The organism is Bradyrhizobium sp. JR3.5 (genome assembly GCF_054057015.1).
On sequence record NZ_JBSRYV010000002.1, the window covers coordinates 5,034,505 to 5,058,898 of the forward strand.

A 24,394-nucleotide genomic window follows, 5' to 3' on the forward strand; every position below is an offset into this window, starting at 1 on the left:
GCGTCTGGCCTGTTCAGGCAGTGGCGGTTTTGGGGAAGTTGAAGGGCAGCAGGTCGGTGATATCGGCGTCGCCCGCGCGCTGAGGCAATTCGGTGAGGACGTGGCGCAACCAGGCTAACGGCTCGACGCGTGAGGCGCGGCAGGTCAGCATCAGGCTGTAGACGACGGCGCTGGCCCTGGCGCCCTCGACGGTGTCGCTGAACAGCCAGCTCTTTCTGCCAGTGGCAAAGATTCTGATATCACGCTCCAGGAGATTGTTGTCGATCGGCATCCTGCCGTCCTCGGCGTAGCGCGTCAGATATTCCCATTGGTTTCGGGTGTAGGATATGGCGTCGCCAAGCTTGCTGTCCGGCAAGACCTTCGGGGCGATTTGATCGAGCCATTCCTTGAGGGCGTTCAGGACGGGAATGCTGTGTTGCTGGCGGAAGCGGCGAATGCATTGATCTGGCGTTTCGCCTCTGTCTGGTTTTTCGTCCCGCGCCTGCCTTTCAACCCGGTAAAGCTGTTCGAAGAACCGCAGCGCCTGCTCGGGCGGACCGCCGCCTTTCTTCCTCGCCTTGAGGGCATCGACAAAGCGTCGCCTGGAGTGGGCCATGCATCCAATGTGGGTTGCCCCTTCCAGCGTGCGCCAGGCGGTATAGCCGTCACTCATCACGATGCCACGGTAATCGCCGAGAAAGGCCTGCGGGTGGATTTGGCCACGGCCTGGCTGATAATCGAGAAGCACGATGGGCTGGTCGCTGTCCTCGCCGCTGCGATAGGCCCACATATACGATGTGCTGGTGGCCTCTCTGTCCTTTTCCTTGAGGACCTGAACCGTCGTCTCGTCGCCATGGATGAGGGGCTGCGATCTGAGCCGCAGCTTCAGGGCGTCATAGATGCGGGAGAGACGCTTCTCGCTTGAGCCGATCACCCAGTGGCCCAGAGCGCCGCGGCTGACAGCAACACCGGCGCGTTCGAATGCCTGCGCCAGGCGGTAGAGCGGCGTGCCATCGACATATTTATGAACCAGCGCGAACGCCAGCGTTGAGGCTGTGGCAACGCTGCCCGGCAAGGGCTGCGTCGGCATCGGCGCCGTCACGACAGGTGCGTTGATCCCGGTGCGATCGCAATGGCGGCACCCATATTTGAAGCGCACATTCTGTAAGACCTTCGCCTTCACCTCGATATGAAGTTGCTCGGTAACGGCCTCGCCCATGCGATGCATCTGGCCACGGCAACACGGACAGGCCTTCTGATCGTCGGGCAGGTCATACTCGACGCGCTCGCGCGGCAGGCTTGCCGGCAGCGGTCTGCGCCCGCGCTTTTTTCCTGTCGTGCTTTCGACGGGTGGCAAACCTGTGTCCGGAAGTTCGGCGATATTGTCCGTATCACTGCCGGTGTCATCTTCGTCCGCGACCTGCTCAGCTTCATTGAAGAGACGATCGACGTGCTTTTCGCTGCGTGGCGCAAAACGATGCAGGCGTGCCAGCGCCAGTTCTTCCTCGAGTTTGACGACGCGTTCGGCGAGCTGAAGGTTCTCCGCCTGCAGCGCGGCAATCCGCGCCAAAAGCACATCAACACTCGGTTCGCCGGTTCGATTCATCGGATTCTTGAATCTGAACCGTACCGACGCGTCAACCGCTCAACTCGAGAGCTCAGCCGGCAACCTGATATTGCCGCAACGGATGGCGGACCATCGCATCGATATCGATGCCGTCGAGGATCCAGTGCAATTGCTCGGTCGTAAGCGTGACGACCGCCTCTTGGCGGCGCGGCCATCGGAACTTGTCCTCGGTCAGCCGCTTCAGGACCAGCACGAAGCCGGACCGATCGAAGAACAGCAGCTTCATCCGGTCGCAACGGCGATTGCAGAACGCAAAAACCGCCGGAGCAAACGGATCGAGCGCCATCGTCTCCTGGACCAGAACCGCAAGGCTGTTGATGCCAGCCCGGAAGTCGATCGGCTCACGGTGCAGATAGACTTGCAGGTCACCGCCCAGTCTGAACATGGCTCAGTGCTCCGATGATCGCCGTCAATGCATCTACATCGCCGCATTCCAGCGCGAGCTTCACGCCGTTCGGCAGGGACGCGCTCACTTTGGCCGGAGAGCAAAAAGCTGCAGTCCTTTTGGATTCCGAATCACGCACTTCATCGCAAGTCGCCGGCAAATCCACCGTCGCCACGCTGCTCTGCCGCGACAGGGCCCGATCGGCAGTCCTCTCAAGCTGAACCGGGATGAACGCCGGTGGTGAAGACGGCGGCACCGACCTGGTCGCCGTCCACTTCTTGATCCACTTCCGAAGAAGGTTCGCATTGACCCCATGTTCGAGCGCAAGCCTCGATACCGAAACCCCAGGTTCAAGGCAGGCCGCGACAAGACGGTCCTTCGACGTGGGGTCGTATCGCCGGCGCCCATTCCGGCCAACAAGCCTGACCCGCAGTTTCTGATCATCGTCTGCCATCACAAGGTGTCCACCTAATTTGGTGGACACCTCATGCATCACAGCACTCAACCGCAAAAGGTGCGGGGAAATTCGCGCTTACAAACAATCGAAAGTCGCGATGCTTAATCACCGCACCCGCCGGACATGCCGCTTTTGCGGATTCTCTTCAGCGGGCAGAGGAAGGCACCGCCGGGATTCGGCATTGATCAGCCGCTTGGGTTCGGCACTCGAAACCGCCTGTCGGCCCACGTGTCTGCGTACGGCGAGGAAACTCCGCGGAAAGCGCGTCGGAGATGAACCTTTTGGGAGGCGACAGTTGAGGCTCTGATCGTCATCAGCAGACGTGATGGATCGTTGTTGCGCCGGTGCACGCCAGGCACGGTTTCCTCGCTCTGTTTGTTCACGGCGGTGGGAAGGTGTCCTAGAGTAACGGGTAGCCGCCGGATAGAGCGCGCAGCGCGGCACGCCCGCCGGTGGCGACTATTGCGGTCCGCCCACGCGGACCAGATGTCCATTACATCATAGATGCTCAACGGTCCGAAGGACGACAGCAATGGCTTGCGCGTGATCGATGCATCGAAGCTATAGGTGGTCGTGTACATGCATGGCGAGCTGATGAGTTGATTGTGCACGAAACCTGCTGCGCATATGTTGTTGAATATAGGACCTTTTTCGTAAGCGCAGAGACGGTAGGGGGCGCCAATAGGGGGCTGCAAGAAGTGACGGTCCGTAACGATCACGCTACGTTGCGGGCTCTGTTCTTTGATCACCCGTGCTCACCAAGCCAAACTATTCAGTGCTGGATCATCTGAATGATCAATCCATCCCATCCCCAGTCTCCGTCCCTTCAGCGGAGCTTGAGCGACTGGAAAGGGACTTGCATGACGAGCTTCGCGGACGACAGGACGATCACGTTGCTCAGTCGCCCTCCGTCGATCCAGAAGAGTTTACTTTCAATCCAAAGCAGTTCTCTCCAGGCCGGCTTCAGCGAATGCTGGATGATCGATCCATCCCGTCGCCAGTCCCCGCCGGTCCAGAGTACTTCGCTCTAAATCCAGAGCAGTTCTCTCCGAAGGAGCTTTGGGGCGAAAGAGGTCATCGGCTTCCTACGTCTCGACGACGTTCCGACCGCTTTGCCGGAACGCTGCCCTATGGCGTGCAGAAGCGGGTCGAGCTTGCGCGTGCGCTGGTGCTCCCCCAAAGCTTCTGCTGCTGGACGAGCCGTTTGCCGGCGTAAGACGTATCCGCCTCGCTTGGTCTTCAGCTCGACCGGTGGTTTGCGGACGAGGACTACCAAGCGCTGGCTCACCACCTGCTCGACCATAATCGGTACGAGGGCAAGCTTACGGTCGTCTGCTGGCATCACGGCAACATTCCTAACCTCGCCCACAGCCTGGGAGCGCCTCATGGCGAATATCCCCCTTCCTGGGATCCGGCCATCTTCAATCTGATCCTGGATATCAGTTTTCGCGACGGAGTGCCGTCCGTCCGACAAGTCAGCGAGCCATTTTGAGAGAACGATTTCCATCACTCGCGCCACGCCCGGCTTGATCAGCGTATCGTTACCGCTTCTTCTTCGCTATCTTCTTTTTCTTCGCCACTTTTCTGGTGGCCCCTTTTGCGGCCTTTCGTTTGGCGGTCTTCTTGGTCGTCTTCTTGCCTTTCACCGACTTCTTCTTTGGTTTGGCGCCTTTCGCGGCAGTTCCACGCGGTTTCCCGGTCCGACGCGTCGTTGAGGGCGCCGGCCCAGCTACGCCGCTCCGTGCCGACGAGAGCCAAAAGCGAAGTTCTGGCGCTTTTTCGTCGGCTCCAACGATGTAATTATCTTGCCATCCCGCGTCTTCGCGGAGCGGCTTTCCGAACCGGTCGGGATACTTGTGTAGCCAGTACCGCCACGCATAGTGATCGTAGACGTCGAGCACGTGGCAAGCATAGGCCTGCGCCAGACTGCGATGGCCGTGAATGATCACCATGTTCTCGTCGTTGTTGCTGGAGGCTCGATATCCCAAGTTGTGGGAGCCGGTGATCACCGTGCAATTGTCGCTGAAAGGATCGATGACAACAATCTTGTTGTGAATGATCGCATGACCGTACTTGTAGAGTTCTCCTTCCCAGGCGCCGAAGGCGTCGTTTTTAGTTAGCGAGCCCGCCGGAATGGCCCGGTAGTCCACGGCGCTGTTCGGCTTCTTCTTGCCTTTTGCTTTCTTCGCGGCTTTTGGCGTTCTCTTCGATATTCCCGCTTCACCGATGACGGCGACATGCATGTCCTCGCCATCGCCATGATCCGATTCCTCACCGCGATGCAGAGCTTGACTAAAATTTCCGGCGCGTTGCGTGCTGGTCAGTGCGCCGCGCACAAAGAGATTGGGATCTTTCGCAAGCGCTTGCCCTGCGGCGTCGAGAATTGAATTATTGCCGGGATCGAATGCGAGAAACAACACTGCTTGTTTGGCGCCGGCGACCAAATCGAACATTCGTTTGACGTCGTTTGGTACTTCCTTGGGCGGGCTCGCCAGCGGATTTTTCGTGTTTGGCGAGAACATCACCTCGATCTCGGTCGTGCCGTCTTCCAACTGAATCCGAGCGTTGTTGTTGTTCGTGTGTGTCCAGCTGCGCAGAGCATCTCCTTGGAGTGCTTTTTGGTTTCCGGCCGCTTGATCAATATCCTTCTTCAATTCGGTCCAATAGTCGATGTAGCGCTCCGCGACGCGCTGCGATTCGATCACGAGAGCGTTGTTGGTTTGCGTGCACAGTCCGCTGCTGGTCCAGTTGGTCGAGCCGGTCAAAACTGCGGCGGGCTTGCCAGTCGAGGTCAGAACCATAAACTTGTTGTGAGGAATGCGGCCTTTTTGGACGATGCGGTCGATAACGGGAACGCCCGCTTTTTTCAGTGCCTTTCGGTTGTCGGCATCGGCGTCCTCGATATCCTCACCCGTCGTGTCATCGTGAAGCCACTCGTTGCCGAGTATCACGGTGCGGCTCTTGGGATCGCCCTTATCGGACGCCTGCAGGCGGACCTCGAGCCCCCGCGGGTCATCGAGCTCATACAAGGCGGCATTAATGGTACCGCGCGACGTGTCAGCGCGATCAAGCAGCGACGTGACACCCTCGAATATCTGACCCATCAACCGGGCTCGCAGAGGGTCTGCCGGATTGGTGATATGGCCCTTGAGAATGTTGATATCAGCCTTGTCGCCGAGCGCGTGAATAACCGATTGCGAAGCGACGATGCCACGGTTGAAATAGGCCTTGAAGGGCGGGCTGGTCCGGCGTGAGCGTGATATCGTTGCTCACAAGCGGCTCGACGCCTTCAAGCGGCTTTAGCGCCCCTGGTGTCCCGCCCATCGGCACAATGCGATAGCGGTAGGCACTGCCACGATGCGCATAAAGATCTTTCCACCAGAACTTCTGGACCGGGGCTTGTTCGGTCGTAAAATGGGCTTGGGCGTCCTGCGATGCGAACCGTGCGAGCGCGGGTAGGGCGACTTCCACGTCAGTCGCGAGATCATGCTGGTACACGGCGAAGCCAAGGCAGCCGTCGAGCCGCTTTTCAAACGTCCAGGCCACGACCGCAATATCGTTATTGGCAAATGCAAGGGCGGGCATGTGAGATCTCCAATGAAATAAACAATAAGGATCTACGATCCACCTTGACGATCTTTGCGCGACTCCGTACGCTTTAGCAACTTGACGTTTTCCGCACGCTGGCAGATGACACGCGACTTGGTGCCGCAAGTCTCGTGCAAGAGTTCTGTGGCTTCTAATCTGTGCTTCCGGCGTCGGATGCTTCTCGGCCGGCAGCGACTTCCACATGACCAAAGTTGTTCCGTGCAGAGGTGGGCCGGGTTGACCGGCACAAGAGGTCCCCGACCACAGCAGATCACGCCGCATTTCAATCATCACGGTGGCGCGTCGGCGTCACTGTCGCGGTGGCAGTAAAAGGAAGTCACTCTAATTAGGTGGAAACCGGAACCTCTCCGCCGCCATTTGGTTGCGGATGTATCGAAGTTGCAATTTGGGAGAATACCCCCCTTGACGGGAAGCTTCCCGGTGTTAACTTTTGCGCATTGCTGCAATGTGTCTTGTTTTGTTTACGCCGCTCTTGCTCCGACCTTTCATTTTCCATCTGGCACCAAGTTGTGAAGCTCCATGCGTCATAAAATCGTCGCGTGTTTCTTTTTGCTCGCTGGAATCCCTGGCCTTCTGCCGGCCCCTGCCAAAGCGCAGGCTCTTGCCGAAATCCAAATCCGCCAGACCGCGAGCAAGGGAGATGACTTCATCTGCTGGACGCCCGTGAAGTCGAGGATTCGGCTACTCCCTCCTTCGACAGGGCCCGCGGACACGCCCATCGTTCTAAGCGCGTCCATGAACCCGCCGATCGCCGGAGACGCGGGATTTCTATCGTCAGCGTCTTCACTTGATGCCGTGCCTGTCGGCAACCTCGACTTGGTGCTCAAGGGCGATGGAAGCTGGACCGAGTTTTATGTCGTCGGCCTCAAGCCGTCATTCGGTGCCAAGGATGTCACGATCCAGGCGAAGCGGACGGACGGGACTATCGTTGCCTCGAATGCCATCATGGTGCGCGTTCGCAAGAACGCCGAAAAACTGTCCCAGCTCGAAAGAAATGCGTTTTTACGCGCGCTAGCGTCTTGGAAGACAAAGCGTGGCCAGGCGAGACCGACACGCTACGAAGACTTCTATACGGCGCATGCCGACGCATTCAATCTCGGCATTCATTCGGGCTTCGGCCAATTTGTGAGCAACTTCCTGCCTTGGCACCGGGCATTCCTTTTGGATTTCGAGAGAGAGCTGCAGGAGATCGATCCGACGGTCTCATTGCCATACTGGAAGTTTGACGCGGCGGCGCCCAAGCTTTTCGATCAAGATTTCATCGGCGGCCTCACTCCCGGCAGCACGGAAGTTCAGTTCAGCGCAAACAATCCAATCCGTGGATGGAGCAAGGCCGGCCAGACCATCCGCCGCTTCAAGGTTTTTCCGGACACGGCCGCGGTGAGCGCCAAAAACCTAGACAATATTCTCTGTCTCGCAAACCCGGCGAACTGCCCCAACCGGGCAGAGAAATATCGCCCGACGACGGATTCCTTCGAGCTCAACTACCATAACAACGCACATGCGGCAGTCCTGGGCTGGCTCGGCGGCGCCGACTCTCCGAGCGACCCTCTGTTCTTTTTGCTTCATGCCAACGTCGATCGGGGATGGGCCCACTGGCAGGCTGCCTATAACCGGTTTACCTCCAATGGGGCCGATGAGGCTTCTTATGCTCCGACCGGTCAGTACCCCGGGGCAGCCGCAAATGGGCGTGTTCGTAAAGGCTTATATGCCATGGACGAGATGTGGCCTTGGGGCAAGGCGGCGACCGGGACCGATGAAATGGCAACGTGGTTGCCCTATTCCTTTGCGTTCCCCGCCTCCGAAGGTTTACCATTGACACCGGACTCTCCCCCTTTTCCCGCCAAGATGGTAGATTATCTAGGGAAAACGAATTTGGAGAATGCCAACGGAGTTTGTTACGACGACATCGGATTTCGTGGCGAGCTCCTGAACAACTAGCGATCGGACGAGCGATGAGCAGCTCATGGAAAATTGCCGCCAGTTTTTCAATAGCCGCCAGTACGTTGTGCCTGCTGTCGACGCAATCGACCGCGCAGACGGCCGTTCCGGCGGAACTCCAGGGCTATTACGATGAAAACCAGGCCGCGATAAAATCTCTCATTGCGACGATCTCCGACACAAAGGTGACCGCCGAACAACGGCTCACGGCGTTCGATCAGTTGCGCGTTGGTTATCCCCGCGCCGCACTGGATCCAGCGATCATTCTGCTCGGAGATCAGAACGTCGGTCTGGCGACCTCAGCGGCAACATATCTGTCTTCGATTGTCGTCATGATGAACCACGGACCGACGCTGGACTCTCATATGCATGGCGGAGACCAGTCCGTTCCCAAGGCGGTCGCCGCTCTTCGCAAGGCGATGCAAGATTCCCGGCAGTCGGTTCGCGAAATCGCGGCGGCAAGCCTGGCGTCGTTGAACGACGAGCCTGCCTTGCAATCCGTGCAGACGTCCTACAAGGAAAAGAAGATTTCCGATGTCGAGGCGATGCAATACATCACGCTTGCAAAGCCTGAAGTTGGCGCGAGTTATGCCGCAAGCTTCCTGGACAAGAGTTCGCTCAAGGCGCAATCCGAGGCGATTTCTTATCTTTCGTCAACCTCACAGTACCACGCCAAGATCAAGACTTATCTGCTTAACGAAGCCGCGCCCGTCGAAGTTCGAGCGGCGGCCGCAAAGGGACTTGCGCGCAACGATCCCCAGTTCGGAGCCTATGCGCCGGCACTTGTTGCCAATACAAAACTGCCGTCGCTCGTGTTTGACAATCTGGTTTCCGAGATGGGAAGCAGTTTGCCTGCGGCTGACGTGAAGAACGTTCTGTCAAATGCCATCAAGGCGCAGGCCAATAAAGGAAAGCTTGATACGATCAAAATCGAAACCATCAAGGATTCGATCACGCGCTACGAAGCGGTTCGTCCCGAGCTGGATTCGACCGGGTTGCAAAACTACTTGAAATCACTCGGCCGCACGTAAGAGACGGTGCAGGTTTGCAGCCTGAGCGGCGCGACAAATCCGCCGATACTCGTTGCGCTGCGATCGCCATGAGGCCGATCCTTGGCGCGTCTGCCTTCCAGGCTCCACGGCGGTAAGCCTCTATTTCGCGAAGAGGCTGTCCGCTCAAAACCGAAGCTTGGCTAACTGGACCGTCGGCGTGGCGATATCCGCGGCACCCGTTTTCTCGTCCGCTTTAGGAAGTGGCGCCTGTAGACTTCCTTATGCCGCAACGCCAGCGGTTCCTCGGAGCCTGGAGCTGCATGCGTTCTTGGGCGGCGTTGTGTCCTCGGGCCTGCAGTCGTTCAGGTCAAGCCGGCCGTCGCACCCCGACTAGGGGATCACGCCGCGGTCCCGTTGGCGCCAAACGAAGCTATAGAGCGTACCGTGGCTTACGGGCTTGGATGGGTCCTTCGCTGAGGGAAAGAACCAGCCGTATTTATTTGGCTTGATCGACTCAATCAGCTCGGTGGCGAGCGACGGCATTGGAACGGCATGCGGCTGAAGGTTCTTGGTCTTGGACCAGTCGATGATCCTCTCCGGCGCATCCCATTGATCGACATGCAGGCGCGCGATTTCCTCGACGCGTTGACCGGTCAACATGATCAGCTGCACAGCGCGAGGATAGGAGGGATGAACCGGCGTATCGGAGCATTCCAGCCAGCGATAGAGTTGCACGAACTCTTCCTCATTAAGCCAGCGCGTGCCCTGGACCTTGGGTTCGGTCGGAATTTCCGAGGCTGGATTGTATGGGATACGGAAGCGGCGCGGGGATGTATTCCGATAGTCATTGTCCGATTTCATCCCTCAACTATAAGCCGCGTGGATGTAACATCGCACGTGATCGGCCATCGAGCGGGCGCCACATTCGTAGATCGGCCGGATAAGCTCGACGATCTCCTCAGACTCTATCTCGCGCGCGAGTCGGTTGCGCCCCAGCGTGTCGGCGATCTTGTTGAGGCCTTTCTCTGTCTCTTTCCAAGACGGCTTGCCGGCGGCCTTGAGCGACGCGACATAGCCCTCGAACAGATCGGCGACGGTGCCGGGGCGGGTGTCTGTTGCGATCTTGATGCTCCATCACATCGGCGTAGTCGCGCTTGAAGATCTCACGCGCCTGAGCCAAGGACGTCGACGGATAGGCGCCGAGCTTCTTTTTTGCTGCGTTTGCCGTCGCGCCATTGCGCCATCCAGTCGGCGGTCACGCGCTTCGGCATCGGCTTGAGGACGAGGACGAGACGGTCGGTGCCGCGGCCCTCGCCATCTGCGAGGTTTTCTTGTTTCCGGCTGAGTTCGACGCGCTTCAGCGCGTGTCGGATCGCGGTCTCGGTCAGGCTTGGCATGGCGTTTTTTCTGTTCCGCACTGGGATCGGTCGAGGAAGAACAGGGGGTCGTTTGCAGGGAGCGGAAGCCCGTTCCTATCCCTCAAACCGCTCGCAATTTGCCTACTTATGCAACGAAGGACGCTCACTGGCGCCCTGAAGCAGTCGTGGATCGGCTGTGGTGCAATTGAAACGCGCGATCAAGGCGTCGATGGCGGCAGCTTCCTGAGCGGCTATCCTTGCTTGATCCAGCTTTAGCGCTGTCTATTTCGGTAGTGGTGCCGGCGCTAAACAAGAGCATCAAAGCAACTTCTCACCGGCGGCCCCAAATGGGGCGGCCGCTTTTTTGCCCGGCGGTCATCCCAGTTGGTGGCTCCTATCATTGTGATGTCGCTTGTTCGCCGATCTCGGACCTCGCTCGATGGAGCTTAGAATGTCTGCTGTTGGCGCTAGAGGCGACTTGCGTTCGTGAGCGCGACTGATCAAAATTCCTTTTGCGAGAGCGACCGTGAGGAAACGTGATGATCACAAACCGTCACAGCTTACAGTCCCCTGTTGGCGTCCCCTGCTACAACTGCACGCGCGAAAACCATCGCTTGTTCAATGTGATGCGCGTACTAGTGGTTTCATCCACAACCACCCCACTACCCCCTTTTCGATCATGTTGGATCATACTCGATCCCTCTGAAACACCTATAATATTGATGCTTTACTCGCGTTGCGCACTGGGGGCGGACCAGACTTTACATCCCGTTTGATGTCCCGAGAGCACAGAACGACGCTAGGTGACATCCGATGACTCCAATCAAAGCCGAGCCGATTGAGCCAGAAATCAGCAAACGTCTTTTTCAGACAAAACGGCTGAGGTTGAACAACAGGGACGAACATCTCGATCCGAATTCGTTGGCATTCCTCATCAAGACTAGGGTCGGTATCGATACCGCACTTTGTCGTCAGTGGATTGTTTGGATCCCTGACCGCTCTTCCTGGCCGCGCCTGCGTCGTGTAAAGAGAAAATCCAATTCTCGGTTCGGTTGCTTGTCCTTTGTCGATATGCTCCATGTCGCCGTTACAAGTCTTGAGCTGCACCCGGTTCTGTTGACACCGGCTTAAGCTAATCCGGCCTTCCGTTCGAACTCCATAGGGCTCAGATATCCGATCGTCGAGTGTCTTCGTTTCGGATTGTAGAAGCGCTCAATATAGTCGAACACGTCGGCCTTGGCGTCATCCCTTGTTCGGTACACTTTGCGCGCTGTTCGCTCGGTCTTGAGCGACGAGAAGAAGCTCTCCATCGCCGCATTGTCCCAGACGTTGCCTGAACGGCTCATCGAGCAGACGACGCCGTGATCGACCATCAATCGCTGGAACTGCTCACTGATGTATTGGCTGCCGCGATCGGAATGATGCAGCAGCGCGTCAGGTTTGCCCCGTCGCCAGATTGCCATCACCAGCGCGTCGGTGACGAGCTGTGCCGTCATGGCGGTCTGCATCGACCAGCCGACCACACGCCGCGAGAACAGATCGACGACGGCAGACACGTAGAGCCACCCCTCGGCCGTCCAGACATAGGTAAAGTCGGCAATCCATTTGCGGTTGGGAGCGGCTGCTTCGAAGGAGCGGTCGAGCACATTGGGAGCGACGGCGGCGGCCTGCCGCTCACCCAGATCCGGCGGCAGACGCCGCCGTCGCGGGCGTGCTTTGAGGGCCTGCAGCCGCATCAATCGTTCGATCCGATGCAGCCCGCACGATACCCCTTCGGCGAGCAGGTCGTGCCACACGCGCCTGGCGCCATAGGTCCGGTCGCTCCCAAGGAAGCTGGCACGGACTTTCGCGCCGAGATCCTCGTTACTCTGGACGCGACGGCTGCGTGGCCTTGTCAGCCACGGATAAAACCCACCTCGCGAGACACCGAGCGCCTCGCACAACCATTCCGCCGGCCAGACCCCCCGGTGCTTCGCAATGAAACCGAACTTCACGTCGATTCCTTCGCGAAGTAGGCCGCGGCTTTTTTTAGGATGTCTCGTTCGGCCTTCAGCTTGGCGACCTCGCGCTTGAGACGCGCGATCTCCGACTGCTCGGGCTTCATTTGACCTTGGCCAGGGAACGAATGCTCCGGATCATCAGCCAAAAAGCCTTCACCCAGTTACGCAGCTGCGTCGGATGAACGCCCAAATCTTCTGCGGCCTGGGCGTACGACACCCCACGGTCCTTGACCAGCTTGACCGCCTCAAGCTTGAACTCTCGCGTGAACTTCCGTCTCTCCGTGACACACCTCCTGCTCCATAAAACACCTAACTTGGTGTCTTCGGAACCGGGTGCAGCTCACCAACTATATCCGTCATTGCGGATACAATCCGCTTTGATCGCAACACGCTCTAGCCTTGATATTATGGCTAAGTTTACGCCCGTCGTCCTTGATCAAGCTCGCTTTGATCAGATGCTCGGTCGCAAATTTCAAGGTGAGCTCGATTGCGTGCCGTGCGTTGTAAAGGATCGGTAGCACCAGCGTATCGCGCTTCCCGATCAGTTGCTTCTCAAAAATTGCGTCCGCGAGTTCAATGGCTGCTTCTATGTACCCGTCGATATAGTTCTCCTCGTGCCCTTGTCTGTCGATACAAGCGTTCCACGGGCCATCGAAGAACCTCTTGAAGAACGGATCGTTTTCATACGGATCTGTCTCGTCCGCGTCCCTGCCGCCAGGTTTGTTCTCTTCAACCATTGACCGCGGTCTCGCTAGTATTTCGTTCTTACGAAGGTTCCGAACGTGCCGAAACATTCATAGCCCGTCCGGTTGTTCTTGTGCTTATTCAACGTCGCGTCGTAGCTCTTCTTATTGAAGGTCTTTCCGCAGACTGAGCATTTGAATACGTAAGTTGGTCCGCTTGTGCCGGCAAAACTTGCGCTGCGCGTCGGTTTGCGGGCGGGCGAACGCCGAATAACCGGCGCATAGCGTACGCCGAAGCCCTCTCCTGAGCCCGAGTTCGTCGCCTGCGGAATGCTCTGAGGGCCAGATGGCGTAAGTTCGATCGGGTAGCGCGGCGAGAATGGCGTCTGGGTAGTTGTGACCCCAAGGATGCTATCGACCAGATAGCTGCGCGACTGCCCGTTGTCGGCGCGCACGGCCATGAGGAGTACGTCGCCCGCCTGCGAGCGGCGGAGGGAGTAGGCTTCGATCGCACGCGTGGACCGGTTGCCTTGCTTGTCCCGGTAATCGATTTCTACAAGGAGCCGGTTAGCCGCAGCGAAGCGGATCATCTCGATATAGTTCTGGCCTCGGCCGCCGGTAGGCAGGTCGATGATGCGTTCGCGGATAAGCGTGTCACCGGCGCCGATAGGCATCGCCGCGAGGGGATGCGGGACGGCGCCTTCGAGCCAGGCGAAGATTTCTGGGAGCGCATCCCAGAAGGTTGCCACGGGAAGGAGCGCAGGAAGCTGGTGTTCCAGCATGTGGATCCAGCCCGACTCAAGATCCGCACGGTGAGGCTCAAGGTCAGCTATGCTCGGAATACCGATGCCCTTGAATTCGCATTTGGCGCGTAGGACTTCCATAAAGCGCCGCGGTTCCGGGCGCGCCTCGCCGTTTCGGTAAAGGTTCACGACGTCGTAAAGGTCACGTGGACGCGTTCGCTCGGCGAGCGCTCGGAATTTTTCGGCGAACGCCTCGATGTAGTCGTAAGCCAGGACGTTGATGCCCTCGTCTGGAGCGTCGGTGTACGGGTGAAAAATCTGCGCGCGAACGGGCGGTAGAACGACACGCTCGTCAGCTGTCAGGTCAAGTTTAATGCGCGGAAGGCCGTGGGTCGATGAGACAGGTCCCTTATAGCTGATCTTGCCTTGGCACGAGATTTGTCCGCGCGGGTTCTGATAGATCTCGAACTCCTGCTTGTCGGCTGGAATCTCGATGCCGGTCTGTTCGTAAATCCACTCAGCGATTTCAGAAAATACGGTCTTCAAAAAGCCAGCGTCGAGCTGCTCCGGCTTAATAAGCGTGAAGTCGAGGTCTTCGGAGAAGCGATAGGTCTCGAAAAAACACTTTTTCAGGCACGTGCCGCCTTTGAACACCCAACTTTCCGCGAGATCCTCGTGCCCGTAGATGCCGGCGAGCATCCATCCGAGGACATAGTCCTTCTCAACGACGTGTGGCGTGAGGGACGTCTGCTGGGCGACGGCGAGGATTTCGCGCTTATCGATCATGTCGTTCCCTCGCGAGCCCAGCGTTGGGGCACGCGCAGCCGCCACTTTGTCACCACATGCGATCCATCCTGGGTAGGGTCGAGCTTCGCATGGCCGCCACTGAGATGGTGCTCGCAAAGGCGGGCGAGCTCAGCACCGTCAGGCAAGCGCTCGGCCAAAAATCCGAGGCGCTTAAAGACGGCGCCGTTGCCGAGACGCACTGCGTACTCGATGAGCTTCTCGTCGTCGCGATCGCCGCGTCGCAGATAGGCAGCAAGGCAATCGGCTACGTGCTGGATGCCGCCGCCGACCGCGGGATCATCCAGCATGTCGATGACCGTGCGGTGCACGTCGGATACGGGCACGCGGGTCTGATGGCGCCAGACGCTCTTCGTGCCAAAGAGCTTCCGTTCATCGATGTGCTTCAACGAAAACAGCGCGCCGTGCCGTTCTTGGCGCTTCTGACGCAAGGCTTGTGCGGTCATCACGAGGATGTCCTTGAAGATTTGCTCGGTGAGATCCCAATGCTCGGCCGCCGTATGCCCGCCGATGTATGCTGGCGCGAAGAGCGCGGGGACGAGAACCCAGGGATCGTCAAGGACGCGGTCGGACCCCATAGTATCGATCGACGCAGCGACATAGGTCCCCCGGCCCACGCGTCTCAGCCAACCTTGCTCGGTCCAGCGCGAAAGGCGCTGGGCGGCCGCGATGCGGTCGAGCTGAAGGGCGTCGGCGACGTCATCCACGTGGATCACGTCTCCCGCGGTGGATAGGACGCGGACTAGCTGTGCGCGGCCTTGAGGAAGACGGGGAGGGCTTTGTTCCATATGCAACACTTGGCGGAAAGTGCGAATTTAAGCGCACAGGATAACAGGTGGTCAGCGACCGTGTCCATTGCTTTATCAGCAACAATTCGCAAAAAACGTTAATTACAGATGACAGACAAACACGGCCCACTTCGATAAGCAAGCTACCGGGGTAAAGCGGCAGGCTCACGTGCAGCCTCGGCAGTGTCTTCTAGAGATATGCGATACCTTGATCGAGAAGGTGGCCCAGCACGTCCGCCTTTGGTCGGCCTGGCGCGCGAGGGACAAGAGATGGCTGCAGCGTTGAGCTTCGTCAAAAAGGTTGTGCCAAAATCAATTGATGCGATGGCGGTCACGGAAGTGGTCGATCGAATCGAGACCCTGAATCAAGGCATCGCCAAGTTCTGGTCGAAGAGCGACGGCTGGGCTCCTGTCGTCGCCGCCGGCCTGCTCGGAAAGTCACGTCTCGATTGGCAAGCGTCTTTGTCGGGCTCGCTGCGGCTCTGGATGCGCGAGCCATCCAACGCGCTCACCCCGGCGGAACTCATCCTGGCCTGGGCCAACTTGGGAAGTCTCGTCGAAGGCACGATCAAGACGCTCCTGTCAGTGTGGTACGAAACTTACAAAACAGACATCGACAATCTCAAGAAGGCAAACGCCTACGACAACGCAAAGCAAGTGGCGCACGCCCCGGACGGCCTCGGACTGGAGAAGCTGCGCAACTATTGCAAAGCGCAAAAGCTGCTCGGCGCCGAAGGCGACGCGCTTGTCGAACTGGTGCAGCAGCGTCGAAACGCTATTCATGCATTCAAAGACCGACCGATCGGTGACGGAATCGAATTTCAGAAGGCTGTGCGCAGCTATCTCGCGCTCCTTAGGACGATCAACGGCAGACTTCCATATCCGGATGCTATGTATGAGCCGCGCGAGCGCTAGGTGAACTTTTGCGAGATCTGAGAGACTTAACGCCGCCGGAGCTGCTCGTGATGCACGCCGCGGTATCGGAGGAACTTCGCCGGCGCGGCGTCATCCGCAGCTCGAACAATCCCGTCGGCGATCTTGCCGAGCATCTGTTTTGTCGCGCCTTCGGTTGGAAGCAGGCGCCGAACTCGATGCGCGATGCCGACGCCACCGATGGCGCCGAAGTGCGATATCAGATCAAGGGCCGGCGGCTAACGTCGCACAACCGCTCGCGGCAGCTCGGGGCGCTTCGCGATTTGCCGGCGCAGGGCTTTGATGTGCAAGGCCACGGTCCACAAGGTGCTCAACGCCAGTTGGCAGCGTTGCCGCGTGCACTTCATGCGCAACGCGCTGGCGCATGCCGGCAAGAGCGGGCGGCGTGTCGTCTCTCCGCCTTCATCGCCACCGCGTTTGCCCAGGACGATGCCGAGGCCGCACGAGCCCAGTGGCGGAAGGTCGCCGACCAACTCCGCCCCATCGGGGGTCTTCTCCACGAGCGTGCGCAGGTTCATCATCTCATCGGTCATCGGTGGTTCCTCGGTTGCGTTGGCGTGTCGCAACCCGATCCTACCGGCGAATCGCCGGTGACCACCGCAAAGCCGCCCGCCCGCTACGGCGCTATTTGAGGCGCGCGTCCGGGCGGCTTTGCTCTACCGAGCTACACCATCACCGGGGACACGACCCGGCTAGTAGTTCACTAAAGCTGCGAATTCAATTGGTCCCGAAACCGCTATCAAAGTCAAATCTGCGATCAAATGAAGGACTCAATTGCATCGCGTGAGCTGCTGTCGAAACGACTCGGCAGACTTCTCAGTCGGTTGGGTCATAAGTGCGAGTTCGGGTCGAACTCTAACTCGATGTCTGGGAAATACCGCACGACTTGCACCAGTGCTGCTTGTCGCGCGCGATCAACGCGGAAGTTCGATCGGAGAACCAGATGTTACCGCCCGTGCGAGGGGGGAGGCCGGGTGTTTCGTCGTCCCGCGCCATTCGCAGCCGCGCCGCCAATCCGACCCGGTGTAGATGAGTACGAAATAGCCATCCATCTGCACGTCGTAGCGCACGGCGCGAAAACCGTCGACATTGTATCTGTATCGTCGCCGGTGCTTCACGATGGTCGGCACGACGGGTTGGGTACGACTGCGCCAGTAGTAGTGTTTGCGTTCGTTCAGCAGGTCGGGGGATCTGTTAATCTAGGTGGTCTCAACATCGAACCGCTCCTTATGCTCGCACCGTTCAAGGAGCACCACCGCGAAAGTGCGAGTATTAGGCAAGCATTACTTTGACTTTCTTCTGCTCATGCTTTTTGGAATAGAACCTTACGACAGATCGTCCGACACGCGCAGCTAGGTAGTATCCATCCAGTGCAATCACCGCATTGAAAATGATCGCCCTATAACTGGGCGAGCTAGAGTGCGGAATCGGATTGTTCTGTAAGCACTGAAATGTCCATCCTAATTAGTCCATGTTGGGACGCGGTGGTAGTGGATGCTTTTCCGTGATCGTAACCGCCCCAACGCTAGCTCGCGTTCAGTCCTTTCGATGTATTACAAATCACAAGGTTCTTTCGATCCCACGCGTCAAGTTCGTCCACCGGGTATAATACCAATCCGCTGAGGTGCTGACTCACGGCGGCATTCCCAAATCAGAGGATCGATGATTCAACATGGCAACTGGAGGGAGTTGCCATGGGCCAGCCGATTGCGGTTCGAAGGGATTTTGCAGCGGTTGAGGTGCGCCGGCTCGCGCGGCGAGCGAAGGACAGCAATCAGGTCCGGCGCCTTCTGGCGATCGCTGCCGTGCTCGATGGCGCATCGCGGGCGGAGGCCGCCAAGGTCGGCGGGATGGACCGGCAGACGCTTCGCGACTGGGTGATCAGATTCAACGAGCAAGGGCCTGACGGTCTGATCAATATTCCCGCGCCAGGTGCGCCGGCGAAGCTCAACACGAAACACCGGGCGTTTCTGGCGCGGATCGTGGACGAAGGGCCGACTCCGCCGATCCATGGCGTGGTGCGCTGGCGGGCCTGTGACCTGATCATGCGACTGTATGAGGAGTTCGGCATCTCGGTGTCAGACGATACGGTCTATCGAGCCCTCAAGGACCTCGGCTTCTCACACGTCAGCGCCCGGCCGAGAACGTACAAGCAGGATCCCGAGGCGATTGAGGCATTTAAAAAAGTTCCACGCTCGCGTGGAGGAAATCCGCAACAGCCTTGCGCCGAACACGCCGGTAGAGGTGTAGTTCCAGGATGAGATGCGGGTGGGGCAGAAGAAACAAGCTCACCTATCGCTGGGCTAGAAAGGGATCGCGGCCGCGGGCCGCTCACAACCAGCGTACGCAGTCGACCTACCTGTTCGGGGCCGTGTGCCCGGAGCTCGGAAACCGGCGCGGCACTGGTTCTGCCCTTCTGCAACAGCGAAGCCATGCAGCTTCATCTCAACGAGATCGCCAGCAAGGTCAGCCCTGGCGCCCACGCCATCGTCATCGTCATCCTCGATCAGGCCGGGTGGCACGGAGCGAAGGAGCTGAAGGTCCCGTACAACATCTCGCTGATGCCCTTGCCGCCGCGTTCGCCCGAGTTAAACAGCCAGGAGAATATCTGCCAGTTCATGCGCCAGAATTGGCTGTCAAACCGCGTCTTCAAATCCTATGACAACATCGTCGATCACTGCTGTTACGCCTGGAACACTCTCATCGATCAGCCGTGGAAGATCATGTCAATTGCGCGCCGCGATTGGGCCTACATCGGTCGATCAATTTGAGGATTGGTATAAGTGACTTCCGGCGGATGGGTATGGGCCTTCCCGCGGCTAACAAGGATTCGAGATGGGCCCGACACAGAAGCGAGCGCGTCGCGTTGATTGCTGGAATGGCCGTGACGATCTCCGTGGCGACACATCGGCAAGATAAGCTTGGGTTTACGAGAACATGCCAAGCCGGCCGCCGCTGCCAACACGACTGGATGACTGGATTGACCCTTCTCAAGCACACCCACGACCTTTTCGATGAAGCGCTGTGCGAGCGCTGAAGTCTTGATTTGGCGGAACCCCGTCGCCAGGCCGCGGGCGCGCCGAACCTTTCGGCGCAGAAGATGCGGGGAAGAAAGCGGCGATCGACGCCGCGAGGCTCGAGGCTGACGAGAAAAGCTCTCGATATGGGTGTCAGTTCGAAGATCATGGCCCGACTCAATTCAGGCGGCGGCCAATGGTAAGGTAGTCCGCCGGGGCTACATCGGCTGGATTGATCAGTCGACGCGCGTCGAACACCGTCTTGCCGGTGACTCGCAACGAGGTGAGTTCGCCGTATTCCTGTGTCCGTGTCGCAATGATGACTATCTCGGCCCACTCGACCTCGCGCCGCCAGTCAGACGAGAACTGAATACGGTTCGCGGCGATCCCGATGGCGAGCTTGAAGTTCTCCGTCGCGAGCGGGTCGTAACACCTGACTTCCGCTTCGGCCCGCAGAAGATCGCGAACGATCTTGATCGAGGCGGATTCTCGGACGTCGTCGGTGTTCGGTTTGAAGGAAAGGCCGAGAACGAGGGTTCGTCGGCCCAACAAGGCTCCGAGCTTCCGCTCGAGGGTAGAGACGATCTGGCCCGGCTGCGCGGCGTTCACGTCGAGAACGGCATTCAGCACGTTCATCGGGAGGCCAAGGCTCTCGCCTTGTGTGCGCAGCGCCTGTACGTCCTTTGGAAAGCCCGCCGAACCCACAGCCCGGAACGAGATAAGTCAGGATCTGTGGAGCAAGGCGGCCCAAGGGAGTGATCGGCGACCAGCGTTTGTCGAGATGGACTCCGCGCATGACATCGAGGGCGTCGACTCCTCCTACCGCAGTGCAGAGATTTGCTACCTCGTTCACGATGGAGATCTGGGTGGCCAGAATTGCGTTGTTGGCGTACTTGATCATTTCGGCCGTGCGGGCGAAGAAGCCACCATTGATCATTTCCCCATCATCCCGAGGTTTTTCCTTGAAGCTGGCGACAGGGTGATCACCACAAATTTTGAAGGCGCCGAAGCGGCTAGGCGGATAGGTCGCGGTTAGAGTGGCGAGCGTACCCTGGCGATGGTGGAAGGCGATCGATGCGGTTATGTCGATGTCTCCCACACCATCGCCATAGGTCAAGCAGAAGGCGTCCTCATCCGTCAGGTAATTAGCAACTCGCTTGAGCCGACCACCCGTCATGGTCTTCTCGCCGGTATCGACGAGCGTCACCTTCCAAGGTTCGGCATGATGCTGGTGGACTTCCATACGGTTTTTTGTCATGTCGACGGTGACATCCGACACGTGTAGGAAGTAGTTGGCGATGTATTCCTTGATCAGATAACCCTTATAGCCACAGCAGATCACGAAATCGTTGATGCCATAGTGCGAGTAGATTTTGAGGATGTGCCACAGAATCGGCTTGCCGCCGATCTCGATCATGGGCTTGGGCCGAAGGTGGGTTTCCTCGGAGATTCGGGATCCGAGGCCGCCCGCGAGGATCACAGCTTTCACTACTGGCTCCACTTCCGGCCATTGTCGCCTGAGTTCACGGCAGGATTGCTCCGCCAGCGCGACGGGGCGTACGGGCTTGAACAGAAACTGCCGAGCATGTGGAGACCTCCCGTCGAGGACGGGGAGATCGAACGTAGCGGCGGCGACGTAGTTCGCCTGCCCAGCCCCAAAGCAAGCCATGACGCTGGCTTGGTCAAGATGATCGGGCCATCCGGCTCAATCAGTACCCATGCTTTGGCCAGATCGGCGCAGTTCTCAAGTCCGCGCGCTTCCACCGCGGCCGCGTTGCTGCCCCCAAACCTGTCGTCGAGCCATAGTAGACCGAGCGCCCGCGTCTCGGGGACATACGGCAGGCTCCACGCGAGGCCAGCGAGATCGACCAATGGGGCACCGACTTTACGAGCTTGGGCTCTGGCTGCGACCGGATGGTCGTTGCCTCAAGAAATCTCTAGTTGATTTTGGCCCCGCAATCTCCTCCTAGAACTGGTAGGATCCATCGCCGTCGCAGCCAGACCTGAATAGGCTGATGAATCAGGTATTGGCTGGCCACTTCGCCGACTCTGCGGTCCCGACCAACAGGGGGGCTGTTGCGGGGGCCCGTACCTCACATGCGGGACCGCATGGACACAGTGGCATGTGGTTCTTTTTTAGCGCTCGTCAGAGCCTTGCAGGTGGCGGCCCGACACTTGAACCGCATTCTCTAGTTAGACCTTCACGCTTCGTTCGCGAGGCCGGTAGGACTTCATACATCAAGCAGGCAGACGACGGCGACGAGCTCGGATCATCACTGTGGAAATGTGTCCGATGGACCGAAACAGCGGCTTGTTGCTCGCCGGTGGGTTGTGTTGTTTCAATCCTTGTCGCGTTCGAGGAAGCGCAAGCGCGTCGCCGCGCCAAATATAAATTACCATTTCACTGACCGACTCGTCAGAGCGCTCGATAGTGACGTTGCGGAGATTACTCTGCCAAAGGTTATCTGCATGAGAATGGCCCAAACACCGGCAACCGGCCCAGCGCATAAACGCATGGCACGACGTTGCTTCTCTGCGGCAACCGGCGCCTGTCGCTAACCCATCTTAAAACCAATTCCGATCGCATCTTTAGACAGGAGCGCTGGCAAGTCGGCGAATGAACCATCATGTCCAACGCCTACATCATCGAAGTCGAAAGCCGTACTGCGGGCATCGTCGCGACAGACGAGCATGGCTACCGCTTCTTGTCCTCAGATCGGATCTTTAACAGTCTCGAAGGTCGCGAGTTTCGCTCTCCGCGCGCTGCCGAGCGTGCGGCGCAGGCGCTATTCCTAGAGCGGCATCATCTGGTCAGCGGACAATCGTTCGCCGCCTTCTGATTGATCGCCCGAACGAAAAAGCCGGTTGGCGGCCGGTAGGGCACTCACACTGGTGAGCGGCTAAGCAGGGGCAAAATGTTCAACCGCGCCGTTTATCCGTTAAGGGTTAGCGAGCCGGTGCTGTTCGGCACAATCTGTGCGGGTCTCGCGGATTGACAATCCGACCACAAAAGGAAAAGGCTCCCGTTAGGGAGCCCTTTCGGACAGAAATAGCTGTTTAGACTCAGGTCGTGGCTTTTGACAGCGAATGTCCCCGACGCGACAACACTCCCGGAGTGCTGAGGGCTGCGTGTATCGCAAACTCCCTTGGCGGTGTCAAGTTCCATTTTCGAGAGCGTTGAAAGACTAAATGCCTGATACCTCGTATGAATTTTTGGTTAAGTTCTTCGAGAACTATTTGCCGTTCACTCCGACCCCGGGACAAATTGCTGTTTTTCAGAATGATCTCTCCTTGGTCAGTCCCTACCTTATGGAAGCGGCTCTGGTCGAGCTGAAGAATGGATCCGCAGGAAAACGACCAGGCATCGCTGGGGAATGGCGGCCAGCTCTTTTCCAGGTTTACAACCGCAAGGTGGCAGAACACGCCCAATTGTTCGGGCTGTTCCATTCGTTCGAAACCGCTTTTCGGTCCACCGTGGCCGTCACACTGGAGCGGCATTACGATCACCAGCGGTGTGGCGGAAGATTTATGATGAGTTGCGAAATGGCAGCAAAGCTCGATCCGTAAAGAAAATCGGAAATGTGCCAATACCATCCGACGCTGCACACTCACTCGGCGAGATCATCTACGCCATCGACGGAGACCGATTTCAGCGAAATCTCGTTGGTGGATTTGTGAATGGTTTCCAGTTTGTCGAGACCTGCGATCTTAGTCACATAGCGCGTCTGATTGAAGATCACTGGTCCATCTTTTCTTCGCGATTCGTGCGCGGTCCAAACCGCCTCTCGCTCGATCACTTCAAGCGGAAATTCAAAACGGTTCGTGATGCTCGAAATGACGTGTATCACCACAGGTCTATCGCACGGATGACCGATGTCGTCTTCAACGCAGAAGATCTACTTGATTACCTGGACTTCTCTCTGAATTTCGTGTGCACAAAAATCGGTGAAGCTACGCCCGCAAATTTGAGGTTCGCCGTAGCCGTTGAAGTTCGTCACCGAACTTGGTGAATGTCCACTATCGGGATTGCGTCTCCTTCGCCGTGAAGGCCACTGATCATCTGCTCGAAAGATCGCTGCTTCATGTTCGTCGCTGGCCGCCTTTGTCGCGATAGGCGGCAAGGCCGCCGAACGCACGGATGTCGCGTATTCCGCCCTTAAATGCGCTTTGAGGGGAAAGCCTTCCTCTACGCCCGAGCCCGGGGGGTCTCGGCCGACCCCTTCTGCGGGGAGAACCCCGCAACGCCCCCGTTAGAGTGAGAGGGCGGACTGGCGCAACCGGGCGATCTCCGAAGCCTGGTCCGGCGGCATCGGCGTCGCCTGCGTGGTGGGGCGCCACGCCGCCGATCGTTACGTCCTCGTCAAGTCGTTCGGCGATGGGCGCGTGCTACGAGCGGCACCGTCCATCAGCCAAGGAGCCGGGCGGCGGGCTACACGCTAACATGCCCGGGGCTTCCTAGTGCCGCACGAATCAGCGTAGCTGAACTCCCGACGGAGTTTGCCCTGTCCGAGGATCATGATCTTATGTCAACGGAGGATGGCGGCATAGCTGAAGTGGCCGGGGTGGATGCACTGCCACAAACGATAAAGAGATGCCTCTCGAGTCAAAGAGGGGAAAGCCCCTTTCATCAGGACTTTGGCACGCGCTTCGCCGAATATTTTCGCCTGCTCGCAGGTTCGTCCTGGTTCAAGCAAATTCTGAAATTGGAAGTCATCCGCCAGGCCGCAATCCCCTACATTGATCCTCTAGATAATCCCCAATACGCGCCGTTCATGTGCGTCGAGCGAATTTACGGAATCGAACTGCTCGCTGATGCCGCTTCTAAGAACTGGCTGCTTATTCGGCTTGACCTCGAAGTGAGAGGCCTTGGGCGATGGCAACGCGAACTGTCCATTTGTGTAGCCGAGGAAGAGGTGAAATGGCCGTCTTGGGGTGAATTGATGGCTGGCCCTCTAGATCTGATACAGTCCCGAGAAGTGGAAGCGCTTCAGCGGTGATCAGTGTCCCGTTCTTTGCTCCTGACGTGCTGCGCATCGAAGGAATATGACGACCGGCGATTGCGAAGCGCCGCAACGATC

Annotated in this window: 18 protein-coding genes and 6 pseudogenes; 10 read left to right on the forward strand and 14 right to left on the reverse strand. The window is 58.3% G+C overall.

Features of this window, described 5'->3' with window-relative positions; translation table 11 throughout:
• Positions 1-13: 13 nt before the first annotated feature.
• Genes tnpC through tnpA form a run of 3 tightly spaced genes read right to left on the reverse strand, consistent with a single transcriptional unit; the run spans position 14 to position 2,445 of the window.
• Positions 14-1,585: an IS66 family transposase gene (gene tnpC / locus ACVWW1_RS41135; protein ID WP_456659833.1), complete on the reverse strand. Its 1,572-nt coding sequence runs from the start codon at positions 1,583-1,585 to the stop codon at positions 14-16.
• A 52-nt stretch (positions 1,586-1,637) separates the two neighbouring features.
• Complete coding sequence (tnpB, locus tag ACVWW1_RS41140; protein ID WP_456659834.1) at positions 1,638-1,991, reverse strand: IS66 family insertion sequence element accessory protein TnpB; 354 nt, start codon at positions 1,989-1,991, stop codon at positions 1,638-1,640.
• Positions 1,972-2,445, reverse strand: coding sequence for an IS66-like element accessory protein TnpA (tnpA, locus tag ACVWW1_RS41145; RefSeq protein WP_456660794.1), 474 nt, complete (start codon positions 2,443-2,445; stop codon positions 1,972-1,974). The genes tnpB and tnpA overlap by 20 nt, the downstream gene beginning before the upstream one ends.
• A 1,085-nt stretch (positions 2,446-3,530) precedes the next feature.
• Between tnpA and ACVWW1_RS41150 the strand changes: the two are divergent.
• A pseudogene (locus tag ACVWW1_RS41150) lies at positions 3,531-3,663 on the forward strand (ATP-binding cassette domain-containing protein); the annotation flags it as partial.
• A 326-nt stretch (positions 3,664-3,989) separates the two neighbouring features.
• On the opposite strand, the gene ACVWW1_RS41155 reads toward ACVWW1_RS41150, so the two are convergent.
• Entirely contained in the window at positions 3,990-5,552 is a 1,563-nt protein-coding gene (locus tag ACVWW1_RS41155) for a phospholipase D-like domain-containing protein (RefSeq protein ID WP_456659835.1), read from the reverse strand.
• Between the two features lie 58 nt (positions 5,553-5,610).
• Positions 5,611-6,033 carry a hypothetical protein gene (locus ACVWW1_RS41160; RefSeq protein WP_456659836.1) on the reverse strand — a complete coding sequence of 141 codons (423 nt, stop codon included), beginning with the start codon at positions 6,031-6,033 and terminating at the stop codon, positions 5,611-5,613.
• A gap of 759 nt (positions 6,034-6,792) precedes the next feature.
• Between ACVWW1_RS41160 and ACVWW1_RS41165 the strand changes: the two genes are divergently transcribed.
• Positions 6,793-7,998: a tyrosinase family protein gene (locus tag ACVWW1_RS41165; RefSeq protein WP_456659837.1), complete on the forward strand. Its 1,206-nt coding sequence runs from the start codon at positions 6,793-6,795 to the stop codon at positions 7,996-7,998.
• 14 nt (positions 7,999-8,012) lie between these two features.
• A complete protein-coding gene (locus ACVWW1_RS41170; protein WP_456659838.1) occupies positions 8,013-9,029 on the forward strand; it encodes a hypothetical protein in 1,017 nt (338 codons plus the stop codon).
• A gap of 354 nt (positions 9,030-9,383) precedes the next feature.
• Here the strand turns inward: ACVWW1_RS41170 and ACVWW1_RS41175 are convergent.
• A pseudogene (locus ACVWW1_RS41175) lies at positions 9,384-10,387 on the reverse strand (tyrosine-type recombinase/integrase); the annotation flags it as partial.
• Positions 10,388-11,161: 774 nt separating this feature from the next.
• On the opposite strand from ACVWW1_RS41175, the gene ACVWW1_RS41180 reads away from it, so the two are divergent.
• Positions 11,162-11,479 carry a hypothetical protein gene (locus ACVWW1_RS41180; protein ID WP_456659839.1) on the forward strand — a complete coding sequence of 106 codons (318 nt, stop codon included), beginning with the start codon at positions 11,162-11,164 and terminating at the stop codon, positions 11,477-11,479.
• On the opposite strand, the pseudogene ACVWW1_RS41185 reads toward ACVWW1_RS41180, so the two are convergent.
• The 4 genes and pseudogenes from ACVWW1_RS41185 to ACVWW1_RS41200 all read right to left on the reverse strand — a co-directional run bounded on the left by ACVWW1_RS41185 (position 11,476) and on the right by ACVWW1_RS41200 (position 15,366).
• Positions 11,476-12,583 (reverse strand): annotated as a pseudogene (locus tag ACVWW1_RS41185) (IS3 family transposase). The gene ACVWW1_RS41180 and the pseudogene ACVWW1_RS41185 overlap by 4 nt on opposite strands.
• 121 nt (positions 12,584-12,704) lie before the next feature.
• Positions 12,705-13,085: a hypothetical protein gene (locus tag ACVWW1_RS41190; RefSeq protein WP_456659840.1), complete on the reverse strand. Its 381-nt coding sequence runs from the start codon at positions 13,083-13,085 to the stop codon at positions 12,705-12,707.
• 14 nt (positions 13,086-13,099) lie between these two features.
• Positions 13,100-14,560 carry a nucleotidyl transferase AbiEii/AbiGii toxin family protein gene (locus ACVWW1_RS41195; RefSeq protein ID WP_456659841.1) on the reverse strand — a complete coding sequence of 487 codons (1,461 nt, stop codon included), beginning with the start codon at positions 14,558-14,560 and terminating at the stop codon, positions 13,100-13,102.
• Entirely contained in the window at positions 14,557-15,366 is an 810-nt protein-coding gene (locus ACVWW1_RS41200; RefSeq protein WP_456659842.1) for a type IV toxin-antitoxin system AbiEi family antitoxin domain-containing protein, read from the reverse strand. Before ACVWW1_RS41200 ends, ACVWW1_RS41195 begins: the two co-directional genes overlap by 4 nt.
• Positions 15,367-15,636: 270 nt before the next feature.
• Here ACVWW1_RS41200 and ACVWW1_RS41205 point away from each other — a divergent pair, with 270 nt between their 5' ends.
• The 3 genes and pseudogenes from ACVWW1_RS41205 (at position 15,637) to ACVWW1_RS41215 (ending at position 19,070) form a co-directional block, all read left to right on the forward strand.
• Complete coding sequence (locus tag ACVWW1_RS41205) at positions 15,637-16,281, forward strand: hypothetical protein (protein ID WP_429034108.1); 645 nt, start codon at positions 15,637-15,639, stop codon at positions 16,279-16,281.
• A 240-nt stretch (positions 16,282-16,521) separates the two neighbouring features.
• Positions 16,522-16,781: pseudogene (locus ACVWW1_RS41210) on the forward strand (transposase); the annotation flags it as partial.
• A gap of 1,212 nt (positions 16,782-17,993) precedes the next feature.
• Positions 17,994-19,070: pseudogene (locus ACVWW1_RS41215) on the forward strand (IS630 family transposase).
• 423 nt (positions 19,071-19,493) lie between these two features.
• Here the strand turns inward: ACVWW1_RS41215 and ACVWW1_RS41220 are convergent.
• The 3 genes and pseudogenes from ACVWW1_RS41220 to ACVWW1_RS41230 form a co-directional block, all read right to left on the reverse strand.
• Positions 19,494-19,790 (reverse strand): annotated as a pseudogene (locus ACVWW1_RS41220) (UDP binding domain-containing protein); the annotation flags it as partial.
• Entirely contained in the window at positions 19,672-20,805 is a 1,134-nt protein-coding gene (rfbF, locus tag ACVWW1_RS41225; RefSeq protein WP_456660795.1) for a glucose-1-phosphate cytidylyltransferase, read from the reverse strand. The gene rfbF and the pseudogene ACVWW1_RS41220, both read right to left, overlap by 119 nt.
• The gene (locus ACVWW1_RS41230; RefSeq protein ID WP_456660860.1) at positions 20,805-21,188 is read right to left on the reverse strand and encodes a hypothetical protein; all 384 of its coding nucleotides are present in this window, start codon (positions 21,186-21,188) and stop codon (positions 20,805-20,807) included. Before ACVWW1_RS41230 ends, rfbF begins: the two co-directional genes overlap by 1 nt.
• Positions 21,189-21,943: 755 nt before the next feature.
• Here ACVWW1_RS41230 and ACVWW1_RS41235 point away from each other — a divergent pair.
• Both ACVWW1_RS41235 and ACVWW1_RS41240 read left to right on the forward strand, forming a co-directional pair.
• Positions 21,944-22,156, forward strand: a complete 213-nt coding sequence (locus ACVWW1_RS41235) for a hypothetical protein (protein WP_429034012.1) — start codon at positions 21,944-21,946, stop codon at positions 22,154-22,156.
• Between the two features lie 349 nt (positions 22,157-22,505).
• Positions 22,506-22,883, forward strand: a complete 378-nt coding sequence (locus ACVWW1_RS41240) for a hypothetical protein (protein ID WP_456659843.1) — start codon at positions 22,506-22,508, stop codon at positions 22,881-22,883.
• Between the two features lie 41 nt (positions 22,884-22,924).
• Here ACVWW1_RS41240 and ACVWW1_RS41245 read toward each other — a convergent pair whose 3' ends face one another.
• Positions 22,925-23,164, reverse strand: a complete 240-nt coding sequence (locus ACVWW1_RS41245; protein WP_456659844.1) for a hypothetical protein — start codon at positions 23,162-23,164, stop codon at positions 22,925-22,927.
• 675 nt (positions 23,165-23,839) lie between these two features.
• Here ACVWW1_RS41245 and ACVWW1_RS41250 point away from each other — a divergent pair.
• Positions 23,840-24,313: a hypothetical protein gene (locus ACVWW1_RS41250; RefSeq protein WP_456659845.1), complete on the forward strand. Its 474-nt coding sequence runs from the start codon at positions 23,840-23,842 to the stop codon at positions 24,311-24,313.
• The last annotated feature ends 81 nt before the right edge of the window (positions 24,314-24,394 follow it).